Below are 10,496 nucleotides of genomic sequence, written 5' to 3'. Positions count from 1 at the left end.
CGCGGACCATGCCTCCGTAGAAGAAGGCCAGGCCCGGTGTCATGAGCATCACCAGGGCAGAACAGATGAGCATGAACCCGGTGTTGGCGGCAGACAGCGTGGGAGCTTCTGCGGCCAGGGTGATGGCCGGTGCCATCGGCGTCTCCTCGTCATATGGAACGGCCCTGTGCGGGCTGTGCGATTGCGTGATCGTGGAAAGGACCGGGGCCTTTGAAAGACCGTCCGTCAGGTAACGGCACGAGACGACGCTCTCCGGTTCGGCCACGAGGAATGCGGCAGACCGGTCGTCTCTAAGGACGTACGAGGGGTCGGCCCCATGGCCAACTCAATCAGCGGTCGGCCAGGGAGCACATACTCCAGTGATTCCGCTCAATACGCGCGCGTACGCAGTCGTTGCGCTCGGCCGGTGCACCAGAATCGCTGAGCGTTACCCGAGATCGTCGCAGTGTCGCCCGTCTGTCAAACCGTGAGGACACTGGCCGGGGTTGGCTCGTAGCACCGCCCATCGTGCAGGAATCGACACCACATCCAACCAGCGAGCGGGACTTGCCGGGTCCCGACCGTCTCCCCTCGCTCATGCGGGCGGACAAGAAGGCGAGCGCCTGTCTGACCGTCGTGCTCGACGGGTCGCGCGGCGCCGAACTCGTCTGGTGCCCTGGCCTGGCGGTCGGCCGGTGGCCGACGGGGTCGAGGTCGAGGTCGGGGTCGGGGTCGGGGTCGGTTCAGCGTGCGGCTGCCCCGGTCGAGCGGGCGTACTCGGTGGGCGTTTGGCCGTAGTGCTTCTTGAAGGCCCGGATGAAGTGGCTGCTGTCGGCGAACTGCCAGTGAGCGGCCAGTTCCGAGACGCTCCACCGGCCGGATGGCGCGGTGAGGGCGAGCCGGGCTTCTTCCAGCCGCCGGTGGCGGATGTAGGTGGTCACCGACTCTCCCACCGCGGCGAACGCGCGCTGCAGGGTACGTACCGAGATGTTGAGCTCGCGTGCCAGCATCGCCGGGGACAGCTCGGGATCGGCGAGGTGGCTGTTGGCGAGGCCCTTCGCGGCCCGGGTGAGCGCGGGCGCCAGTTGCGGTTCCACGTCGTCGAAGCGACGCACCGCGACCGCCTTGGCCAGTTCGATCAGGGTGCTGTGGGCGGCGTGCACTCCGGCCGGGCCGAGCTCGGCCACGGTTGCGTGGATCATGTTCGAGTGGGCCGTCAGCATGCGCACCTCGGCCGAGTCCGCCGGCCCGGCGATACTCCGGTCTCCGAGCAGAGGTCTGAGCATCGCGGAGGGCAGGAAGAGAAACTGCGCCGTGGTGTCCGGCGCCATCTCGAAGGGTGGCTGCCGCTTGAAGTGCCCGAGGAGGAACTGTCCGGCCGATACGGTGTGCTCGTCACGATCGGGCAGGCCGCCCACCGTCCCTGCGCCGCGCCGCACCACGTACATCCGCACCAGATCCTCAACGCCACCCGGGGCGTTCGTGGTCCGGGGGGCCGACGCGCCGTGGAGATCACCGATCGCCGCGTCGCGCACCCTGGCGACGCGTCCCTTGAGCCGGAAGTCGGCGATCGTGGCCGGGCTGAAGGTCGGCACCATGAAGGCGTCGCCCATCTGCGTCTGCCAGCCGCGACGGAAGGCGTCGAATCCTCGCGGTGCGGCGCCCGGGACCGTGGAATCCACGGCGAACGCCCCACGCGCCCCGCCAGTCTCCGCTCCAGTGCTGTTCATCTCCGGTCGATCCACCTCGTGCTCGCTGTTCCAACGCCTTCGTGTGGCGCACATGTACTGTCCGGACGCCGCTGTGGTTCAAGTGCGCGCCGTGCCGGCCTTCATAGGCTATGGCGGCAGGCGCAAGCCCGGACGGTTATGGGCCCGGTGATACGAAAGACGAGACACTCGTGAAGCAACAGAATTCCAGCCGCGTGGCTGTCGTCACGGGTGCCGGTACCAGCCTCGGGGCCGCCATTGCGCACCGGTTCGCCACGGATGGGTACACCGTGGTGCTCGTCGGCCGCGCTGAGGCGGCTCTGCGGCAAACGGCCAAAAGGGCCCGGACCGCACGGAAATGGCATCCCTGGGTCGGGGATGTCTCGGACCCGGCCGCCATCACCGCGGTCATGAACGGTGTGGCGGAGCGGTTCAGACGCCTGGACGTGCTGGTCAACCACGGGGGCGTGGCGATTCCGGGCACCGTCGAGCAGATCGACATCGACAGTTACCGGACCATGATGAGTACCAACATCGACGGCGCCTTCTTCGCCTCGCGAGCCGCACTGCCCCACCTGCGGGTGGCACGTGGATGCATCGTCAACGTCGGATCCATGGACGCGCTCAGCGGCCACCGGGGCCAGGCCGTCTACGACATGACCAGGGGCGCGCTGGCGAACCTGACCAACGCGATGGCGCTGGACCACGGTCGGGAGATCCGGGTCAATGCCGTCCACCCAGGCGTGACGCTCAGCAGCCGGTTCCTGCGCGACACGTTTGTTGAGGGAGCCTCGCTGCACAAGCGTGTCGTGGATCGCGTACCCATGGGCCGGCCCGGCGAGCCGGCCGAGGTCGCCGCCGTGGTCGCGTTCCTCGCCAGTCGGGACGCCGCGTATCTCAACGGAGTCCACATTCCCGTGGACGGTGGCCTGACCGCGTCAAACGGCCAGACGAACCTGTACGGAATCGATCCGGCGACGAAGACGGATGCGGACGGGGAGCGCATCAGGCGGTGATGCCGCCGCCGTCGTCGAGATCCACGCCCTGCCGTAGTCCGAATGTGCCGATCCGCCAGGGCGCCGGCTGGGATGACGTACCGGCTGAAAGTGGCTCCGACGAGCAGCGCGGCGAGGAACGACACTCGGTGGTTCTCCGTACTGCCGAAGTGGCGCAGCGCCAGCCCGTGTGTCACCCCTCCCCCGCACGGCGGGCGATGTCCGCAGGGTGGCCCGGCTGTAGCCGCGCTCGGGTGCGAGCCATCATCGGGGCCCCGGTCACGCAAACGCCGTGACCGGGGCCGAAGGATCAGCTATCGCGGAAGGTGGCGACCGCCGCTAGTTCCGGTACCGGAACACGATCCGGCCGCGTGTCAGGTCGTACGGCGGGAGCTCCACCAGCACCCGGTCTTCCAGCATGATCTTGATGTAGTTCTTGCGGATCTTCCCGCTGACGTGCGCGAGCACCTGGTGGCCGTTCTCGAGCTGCACGGTGAACATGGCGCTGCGCAGGCACTCGACGACCTTGCCCTCGACTTCGATGACGTTCTTGTTCTTCGTCATCGCACCAGCTCCAGGTTGCTGCTCATCGGCCGGGCGCCGATGCCCTCGAACAGCGCCGAGGCTGCCTGGTTGGACTCGTGGACTTCCGCCCAGGCCGCGGCGAGCTGGGAGCGGTGCAGCGTGGCCAGCGCGTGGGCCAGCAGCGCCCGCGCGATGCCGCGGCGCTGCTCGCCGGCCCGGACCGCGACCAGCCCGATGCGCGGCCGCTTCACCCTCGCCACCCGGATCAGACCCAGGTAGCCCTCCGGCGCCGCGGCCACCGCGTACTTCGACGGGTCGACGATGGTGTCGCCTTCCGGGCGGGCGATGACCTCCGCGGGCATCGACTGCCACCCTACGGTCGCCTCGACTTCGTCACGGATCGCGCGGTCCACCGCCCGCAGCAGCCTCTCGTCCGCCTGACCGGCGGGCACGATCGTCACGCCCGAAGGCGGCAGGACTCCTTCGAGCCCGGTGACTTGCGGGTCGGTCGGCACGACGTACTCCCACTCGCGGCGCCGGATCGTGAAACCGGCCCGCCGCCAGCCGGCCGTCAGCTCGACGTCGGCTTCGTCGACCACCGTGTACAGCGGCGCCGGCAGCTGCGCCAGCATCGCCTCGGCGAGCCGGTCGAAGGCGGCGTCGTGCCAGGCGTCGATGCTGACGAACAAGCGTCCGTCGGGCCGGTGCGCCGCATGCCCGCGGCCGACCACCAGGTCGTCATCCAGTGCATGCCATTGCCTGTCCGCGACGCGCGTGATCATCACCGCGTTCTCGCTCAGGCCAGAGGTGAAAGGCTTCGTGTTCATCGGAGTCTCCATCCGGGAGTGCCTCGGTCTCTCAGGCGCTCCTGGCGACACCGAACGTCAGCCGCCGGACCGTGACGGGTTGAGGGAGCACCCATGGGTAACTGTGTTCACGGGGCTCACCTCCCTACGACGACTTCACGGTCCACCACGAACGTAGCAGCGGGGCGCCGCCGCGCTCCAACTCTTTTCCCATGAGCTCGTGACGCGATCATGATCCGGTCTTCTTGAGACGTCTTGAGCAAACGAGGCTGCACGCCAACGAGGGGAAGAAGTCGTGGAGTTCGATACGTCGCTCTCAGCGGACCGCGACGCTGTACGGAGGCCAAGGAAGTCCGGACTCGCAGCGATGGTGATCGCCCGGATTCCGACGCGACACTGGAACCATGACTGAACACCAGCGTTCCCAGACGCCGGTCTGCGAGTCGGCCGTCGAGGACGTGCCGGTCGCCTTGGTGACCGGTGCTGCGCACGGAATCGGGCTCGAAGTCGCCAGGCAACTCGCTCAGCTCGGGATCGATGTCCTTGTCGCAGCGCGGGATCCCGACAAGGCCGAGGCTGCCGTGCGGGGTGTCGAAGGGGTCAGCGCGCTGCCGCTGCCGCTCGACATCACCGACCAGGAGTCGGTGGATCTGACGGTGCAGGCCGTCGAGACGACGAAAGGCCGACTCGACATCCTCGTCAACAACGCCGCAGCGCACCCGCACCGGAACGAGACAGTGACAGACGCCGACCTGCATGCGGCCATGAGCGTGGTCCAGGTGGACCTCTTCGGTACATGGCGTATGACGATCAGTGCTCTCAAGCTGCTACGGCGCGCGCCCAGACCGCGTGTCGTCAACGTCAGCTCAGGTGCAGGCTCCCACTCGGACGACCGCTACGGGCTGGCTGCCGCGGACGGGCGCTACGCCGGCCACGCCATCGGAAAGGCAGCGGTAAACGCCCTGACCGCCGCCCTCGCGGCAGAACTTGCTGACACTGCGATCGTGGTCAACGCGGTATGTCCCGATGTCACGGCCACCGTGCCCGGCGCGGAGGCGCTGGGAGCGCGGCCGGTTGGGGAGAGCGCACCGGGGGTTGTGTGGGCGGCGACGCTACCCGACGACGGCCCGCGGGGCGGCTTCTACCGGGACGGTAAGCCTCTGGGATGGTGACGTTGTCGGACGATTACCTCGCGGACGTCTTCCGCCACGTAGAGATCCACGGCGTGATCTCGGGTGGGTTTGCCGCGAGCGCACCATGGGTGTCCTGCGGTGAAGTCACCGACGCCGTGAAGATCGTCGCGGTGCTACGTGGGCACGCTCACCTGCACACCGACGAGGGAGCTTCGACGCACCTGATGGAGGGCGACGTCGCCATCCTCAGCCATCGCTCCTGGCTTGCGCTGCGCGGCGGTTCACAGCAAGAGACAGCACGAGAAATCCCCCCGCCGGTGGGGTGGTCCGGATCCCTCGTCGATACCGCTGCGCATGCAGACACGGTCGTCGGCGGACACGTCCAACTCGGTCCCACGGGACGCGAGTTGTTGTATCCGGGGCTGCCTCCTGTCAACCACATCCAGGGCACGCACCCTGCGGCACGACGACTGCGTGCGGTTCTGGGCCTCCTGCTCGAAGAGTCCTCAGGCAGCGAGGCCGGCTCCAGATTCGCTGTCGAGCAGTATGCGCAGCTCCTCGTGCTCGAATCTCTGCGCGCGTCCGCCGGTCAGACCGATCTTCCTCCGGGTTGGCTCCGGCTTCTCGCGGACGAACAGTTGCGCCCCGCTGTGCAGCTCATGCACAACGACCCGGGCCGCCCCTGGCAGTTGGAGCAACTGGCGCGAGCGGCCATGATGTCTCGGACAACGTTTGCGGAGAGCTTTCGGCGAACGAGCGGGTTCACCCCCTTCGCATATCTCCATCGCTGGCGCATCATCCTGGCCGAACATGCTCTCCGGCACAGCAACATCAGTGTCAACGCGCTCTCCGCACGGCTCGGTTACGCCTCGCCGAGCTCGTTCAGCACCGCCTTCCGGCGAACCGCGGGCGTGCCACCCTCGGCCTACCGGCAAGCACGCGCCGCGCCGATGTCTGGAGATCTTCAGAAGTCTGGAGATCTTTAATGGCGCGGGTTACGTCGGGCCGTGACGACTGGCGCGGGCCGCGCTACTGACCTTGGCGTCATAGCGTCTGGGTCTTCGCTGACCAGGTGACAGAGTCCATCTTGGCTGGTGGCCCGGAAGTATGCGGTATCCGGACGGGGGCGGGCTAACCGCCGAGCAGCGCACGCGCCGCGAAGAGGTACGCATGCGGGCCGCCGACCCCTTCGAGGAGGGCAGCGCTGCGTTCCCAGGGGGCCACGGCTACGACGGCCGGCTCGGCCCCAACCTGCAGGCCAAGCTCGCCGCCTGGCTGGAGGAAGGGCCGACCGCGCACGACTGGAGGGACGACGACCAGTCCATTGCCACCGCTGGCGCGGTGGCAATGGACCAGCGACTCTGGCCGCCCGTGAGTCTTCAGGGCCCGCTCGAGCCGGATGCGGTCATAGGCCGTCCGTCCGGCTCTGAGGGGGTCCGGCGCGGCAATGCGCCGCACTTACCCGAACAGATCGGGAAGCCTGGGCCCTGCTCACCCTCTACCAAACACTCCGCATGGCGATGGTCAACGACAGTGGCATGCGTGCTTTGGGTTCTGCGGCGTCCCGGGTCCGTCACTGTGTCAGGGCTCGTTCATTGGCGGCGACGGCCCTCGCCAGCAGTGCCGGGTCGGCCAGCGTGGCGGGGTGGCGCAGCATGTACGAGACGTTGTTGAAGGCGCGCGTGACGTCCCCGTCGGCGAGGGTGGCGGCCGTGATCTGTTCCATGGCCCACCGCTGCTGCCGTACGTCCTCCGGTACCTCGGCACCGTTTTGCGCATCCAGGCGGGCGGCGTCACCCCCGGCAGAGATGGCCCAGGCGGCATCCACGACCACCTGCTGAAGCCGGAAGAACTCCCGGGCGGCCGTGCCGAGATCGGGACCGCCACCGAGGTAGGAGGCCAGACAGGAAGCGTGCAGCGCGGCGGAACGGGACTGCTGCATGATCAGGTGACAGCGGGGTTTATGCAGTCAGGGCTGACGAGGGTGCGGTCGCATCGTGGGCTCAGGCTCGTGCGCCGCCGTCGACCCGCAGGACCGTGCCGGTCACGTAGGAGGAGCGGTCGCTGAGCAGCCAGGCGGCGGCCTGGGCGATTTCGTCGGGGTCGGCCGCGCGGCGCAGCGGGGCGTGCGCTGTAAGTCGCTCTTGGAGACCGGGCGACTCCGCCTCCCACGTACGGATCATCTCGGTCAGCGTGTTTCCAGGGGCGATCGCGTTGACGCGGATGCCTTCCGGGCCGTAGGTGACCGCCGCCGACTCGGTGAGGCTGTTGACCGCCCGTTTCATCGCACCGTAGACGGGCAGCTCGGGGTTGCCCATCAGGCTGCCGACGGACGAGTTGTTGACGATGGCACCCGTCCCGGCGGTGGCCCGGATGGCGGCGACCTCGGTGACCATGGCGAGCCAGACGCTCTTGAGGTTCACGGCGTAGACGTGGTCGAAGTCGGTCTCCGGCATCTGGTCCATAGGGCCCGGGGTCTGGATCGTCGCACCGTTGTTGAAAGCGATGTCGAGTCGGCCGTACAGGTCCACGGCGCGGTCCACGGCGGCCCGTACGTCGGCCGTGTCGGCCAGATCGCACAGCACATACTCCGCGGTGCCGCCCCCCGCCCGGACCTCCTCGGTCACCGCTTTCAGCTGTGCCTCTGTCCGGGCCGCAAGCAGCACGCGGGCGCCCTCCCGGGCGAACAGCCGCGCCGCGGCGGCGCCGATACCGCGCCCGGCACCGGTGATGAAGGCGACCTTGCCGGCCAGCAGGCCCAGGGTGGCGGGGGCGGACGTGTCGGTGGTCGGTGTGTTGTCCATGGCAGCGAGCCTGCGACGGTTCGCGGAGCCGATCCAGGCACTGGCAGTACCTGGATCGGCTCCGCGCCCCCGCGCACACTGGGGGTGTGGACAGACGAGAACTGGCGGCCTTCCTGCGCAGCAGGCGCGAGCGGATCACCCCGGCCGACGTCGGCCTGCCCACCGGGCCGCGCCGCCGCACCCCGGGGCTGCGCCGCGAGGAGGCGGCGCAGTTGGCGTTCATCTCGACCGAGTACTACACGCGGCTGGAGCAGGCCCGCGGCCCGCGCCCGTCACGCGAGGTGCTGGCCCAGCTGGCCCGAGCTCTGCGTCTGTCGGACGCCGAGCGCGACCATCTCCACCACCTCGCCGGCGCACCGCCGGGTCCGCCGCCCGGACCCTCGCGCGAGGTGCGGCAGAGCATTCTCGACCTGCTGCACCGGCTGCCCCAGGCCGCCGCGATCGTGACGTCCGCGACGTTCGAGGTGATCGCCTGGAACGATCTGGCGGCCGCCCTGATGGAGGACTTCTCCGCCCTGCCGCGGCGTGACCGCAACCTGGTGCGCCGTGTGTTCCTCGGGCCGCACCCGCAGGGGAGGCGGTTGTACGGGGTGTCGGACGCGGACGCGTTCGCCCGCCACTCGGCGCAGCGCCTGCGCGCCACCGCCGCCCGTTACCCCGACGATCCCGAGATCAACGAGCTGGTGGGTGACCTCCTCTCCGGCAGCGAGGAGTTCACCCGGCTGTGGGCCTCCCATGACGTGTGCGCCGAGCCCACCCTGTGCAAGACCTTCCAGCACCCGCTGGTCGGCCCGGTCACCGTCAACTGCGATGTCCTGGACGTCACCGACCGGGACCAGCAGGTCGTGATCTACACCGCGGCACAGGGCTCGCCCTCCGAGGAGGCCCTGCGGCTGCTGTCGGTCATCGGCACACAGCGCATGGACGTGGCCAACTGAGCCGCACCAGGATGGGGCAGATGATGCCGGTCCGCGCCCACCCATCCCTGGGGCCGCACTACTCCTGAGTGCCAAAGCGGCCAACTGCAACACTCACCGGCTAACTGGCGTGCTCAGTCACACGGCTGTGACTGAGCACGCCAGTTAGCCACTTTGAGCATCACAGTTGGCCGCAGAGCAGCGACGCATTCGCGTCGCTGATGCCGACTTTGGGGAAGCGACTGAGGCTGCGTCAGCCGACAAAGTCAAAGCAGGCCCGGGCCCGGTCGAAGCGCCGGGCGGCCAGGTCGTCCCGGCGAATCACCCAGTAGACGATGCCCAGCTCACCTTCCGTCAGGTCCTCGCCGCCGACTTCTGCGAGCAGCACCCAGTCGCCCGGACCGTGGTCGTAGTCCGTGAGGGGATCCGCGTTCCATTCCCAGGGGTAGCCGCCTAGCTGCACCGGTCCGTCCGTCTGCATCTCGCTGCATGTCTTCCACCACACCGAGCCCAGCTCGTCGCCGTGCGGGAACTCCTCGGTGTCCGAACCGCGGTTGGGCAACGAGGGCTCGATCGTCAGATGTAGATCTCGGGCCGGGTGGACCCGCGGCTGCCACTCGCCGTCTGGACCACGTTCGGAGACGGGCGTGCCGGCCGGGACGTATACGAGCCGGTACCAGCCGTCGCCGCTCCACGGGTCCTCCGTGCTCGCGAAGAAGAGCAGCGTGCCGTCCTTCGGCAGCGGAAGGTCCGTCGCGCCGGGCGGGATGGCCGCGAGGTCGGCCCAAGCGAGGAACGGCAGGTTCGGAACGGGCTCGTCCTCGGGCATCGGCGGCAGCCCACCGAGCCGTCCGGCCACCGGGCCGTCGAGCGGCGCCTCACCGGCGGGGCTCAGTATCGCGCAGGGACGGACAGTGGCGAGCCACCGCTCGACCTCGTCCTCCGGTAACCCACGACTGCGGGCTTCGTCGCGGAACGGATTCATCGATCTCATGTCGCAGAGTATGCCAGCGGCCTCTGCGACGACTGCCGCACTTCGGCTCACGGAGCACGCTCCTCTCCCGCCCGACTTGGAACATCGCGGCCATGTCCTTGACCAGAAGTGATCTGCACTCCAGGCCGGAACCGGTGTGCAAGCCGAGGGGAGTTACTCAGACTCTTCCCGCGGCAGCGCGCGGCTGTTGATCGCGTCGGCGATGGCGTAGGCGGTGCGGACGAAGGACTCTGCCTGCTGCGCCGACAGGTTCTGCGCGGAGGTCTCCTCCAGGGCCCGCCACATGGCCGCCAGGGGCTCGCGCATGGCACGGCCCTTGTCGGTGAGGTGGACCACCATGACGCGTCGGTCATGTGCGGCCGGCTCCCTGACGAGCAGGCCGGCGTCCTGCATGCGGCGCAGGGACTTGGAGACGGTGGACTGGTCCAGGCCGACGCTGTCGAGCAGCTCGGACTGGGTCTGGCCGTCCCGGTCGAGGAGTTGCATCAGCAGCAGCTCCTGTCCGGGATGCAGGTCCATCTCGCGCAGCATGGCGGCGGCGTAGGCGCGGTGAGCGCGGGCGAGCTGGAAGATCGCGTAGCTCATCGGACCCTCGCCGGCCGTGGAGGGGGTGCGGTGTGTGGAGGCGGGCATG

11 protein-coding genes and 2 pseudogenes are annotated in these 10,496 nt (G+C 68.8%); 5 read left to right on the top strand and 8 right to left on the bottom strand.

The features are described 5' to 3' along the window. Together G5C60_RS52220 and G5C60_RS52215 are read right to left on the bottom strand one after the other, a co-directional pair. Positions 1–136: pseudogene (locus G5C60_RS52220) on the bottom strand (ammonium transporter); the annotation flags it as partial. 586 nt (positions 137–722) lie between these two features. Further along, positions 723–1,709: a helix-turn-helix domain-containing protein gene (locus tag G5C60_RS52215; RefSeq protein WP_241266957.1), complete on the bottom strand. Its 987-nt coding sequence runs from the start codon at positions 1,707–1,709 to the stop codon at positions 723–725. 170 nt (positions 1,710–1,879) lie between these two features. On the opposite strand from G5C60_RS52215, the gene G5C60_RS21305 reads away from it, so the two are divergent. Next, positions 1,880–2,704: an SDR family NAD(P)-dependent oxidoreductase gene (locus G5C60_RS21305; protein ID WP_338145880.1), complete on the top strand. Its 825-nt coding sequence runs from the start codon at positions 1,880–1,882 to the stop codon at positions 2,702–2,704. A gap of 318 nt (positions 2,705–3,022) precedes the next feature. On the opposite strand, the gene infA is transcribed toward G5C60_RS21305, so the two are convergent. Beyond that, entirely contained in the window at positions 3,023–3,247 is a 225-nt protein-coding gene (gene infA / locus G5C60_RS21295) for a translation initiation factor IF-1 (protein WP_165261626.1), read from the bottom strand. Continuing rightward, the gene (locus tag G5C60_RS21290; protein WP_165261624.1) at positions 3,244–4,035 is read right to left on the bottom strand and encodes a GNAT family N-acetyltransferase; all 792 of its coding nucleotides are present in this window, start codon (positions 4,033–4,035) and stop codon (positions 3,244–3,246) included. The genes infA and G5C60_RS21290 overlap by 4 nt, the downstream gene beginning before the upstream one ends. 383 nt (positions 4,036–4,418) lie before the next feature. Between G5C60_RS21290 and G5C60_RS21285 the strand changes: the two genes are divergently transcribed. From G5C60_RS21285 to G5C60_RS54215, 3 genes and pseudogenes are all read left to right on the top strand, one after another. Next, positions 4,419–5,186, top strand: coding sequence for an SDR family NAD(P)-dependent oxidoreductase (locus tag G5C60_RS21285; RefSeq protein ID WP_165261622.1), 768 nt, complete (start codon positions 4,419–4,421; stop codon positions 5,184–5,186). Beyond that, positions 5,180–6,133 (top strand): AraC family transcriptional regulator, encoded by a 954-nt coding sequence (locus tag G5C60_RS21280; protein ID WP_241266956.1) that lies wholly within the window; start codon positions 5,180–5,182, stop codon positions 6,131–6,133. Before G5C60_RS21285 ends, G5C60_RS21280 begins: the two co-directional genes overlap by 7 nt. 121 nt (positions 6,134–6,254) lie before the next feature. Next, positions 6,255–6,461 (top strand): annotated as a pseudogene (locus G5C60_RS54215) (IS630 family transposase); the annotation flags it as partial. 259 nt (positions 6,462–6,720) lie between these two features. On the opposite strand, the gene G5C60_RS21275 reads toward G5C60_RS54215, so the two are convergent. After that, positions 6,721–7,089, bottom strand: coding sequence for a hypothetical protein (locus G5C60_RS21275; protein WP_241266955.1), 369 nt, complete (start codon positions 7,087–7,089; stop codon positions 6,721–6,723). 61 nt (positions 7,090–7,150) lie between these two features. Further along, positions 7,151–7,951, bottom strand: coding sequence for an SDR family NAD(P)-dependent oxidoreductase (locus tag G5C60_RS21270; protein WP_165261620.1), 801 nt, complete (start codon positions 7,949–7,951; stop codon positions 7,151–7,153). A gap of 86 nt (positions 7,952–8,037) precedes the next feature. Here G5C60_RS21270 and G5C60_RS21265 point away from each other — a divergent pair, with 86 nt between their 5' ends. Then, a complete protein-coding gene (locus tag G5C60_RS21265) occupies positions 8,038–8,889 on the top strand; it encodes an MmyB family transcriptional regulator (RefSeq protein ID WP_165261618.1) in 852 nt (283 codons plus the stop codon). Positions 8,890–9,121: 232 nt separating this feature from the next. Here the strand turns inward: G5C60_RS21265 and G5C60_RS21260 are convergent, their stop codons facing one another. Beyond that, a complete protein-coding gene (locus tag G5C60_RS21260; protein ID WP_165261616.1) occupies positions 9,122–9,862 on the bottom strand; it encodes a DUF1963 domain-containing protein in 741 nt (246 codons plus the stop codon). A gap of 153 nt (positions 9,863–10,015) precedes the next feature. Next, positions 10,016–10,495: a MarR family winged helix-turn-helix transcriptional regulator gene (locus G5C60_RS21255; protein ID WP_165261614.1), complete on the bottom strand. Its 480-nt coding sequence runs from the start codon at positions 10,493–10,495 to the stop codon at positions 10,016–10,018. Position 10,496: the final 1 nt, after the last annotated feature.

The organism is Streptomyces scabichelini (genome assembly GCF_011045015.1).
GTDB lineage: Bacteria > Actinomycetota > Actinomycetes > Streptomycetales > Streptomycetaceae > Streptomyces > Streptomyces scabichelini.
The sequence above is the reverse complement of the archived record's forward strand: the minus strand, read 5'-3'. Positions and strand labels throughout refer to the sequence as shown.

What these genes read in the sequence shown, in the direction of transcription:
- G5C60_RS52215 (WP_241266957.1), bottom strand. Translation starts at nt 1,709, where the DNA reads ATGAACAGCACTGGAGCGGAGACTGGCGGGGCGCGTGGGGCGTTCGCC.
- infA (WP_165261626.1), bottom strand. Translation starts at nt 3,247, where the DNA reads ATGACGAAGAACAAGAACGTCATCGAAGTCGAGGGCAAGGTCGTCGAG.
- G5C60_RS21290 (WP_165261624.1), bottom strand. Translation starts at nt 4,035, where the DNA reads ATGAACACGAAGCCTTTCACCTCTGGCCTGAGCGAGAACGCGGTGATG.
- G5C60_RS21285 (WP_165261622.1), top strand. Translation starts at nt 4,419, where the DNA reads ATGACTGAACACCAGCGTTCCCAGACGCCGGTCTGCGAGTCGGCCGTC.
- G5C60_RS21280 (WP_241266956.1), top strand. Translation starts at nt 5,180, where the DNA reads ATGGTGACGTTGTCGGACGATTACCTCGCGGACGTCTTCCGCCACGTA.
- G5C60_RS21275 (WP_241266955.1), bottom strand. Translation starts at nt 7,089, where the DNA reads ATGCAGCAGTCCCGTTCCGCCGCGCTGCACGCTTCCTGTCTGGCCTCC.
- G5C60_RS21270 (WP_165261620.1), bottom strand. Translation starts at nt 7,951, where the DNA reads ATGGACAACACACCGACCACCGACACGTCCGCCCCCGCCACCCTGGGC.
- G5C60_RS21260 (WP_165261616.1), bottom strand. Translation starts at nt 9,862, where the DNA reads ATGAGATCGATGAATCCGTTCCGCGACGAAGCCCGCAGTCGTGGGTTA.
- G5C60_RS21255 (WP_165261614.1), bottom strand. Translation starts at nt 10,495, where the DNA reads ATGCCCGCCTCCACACACCGCACCCCCTCCACGGCCGGCGAGGGTCCG.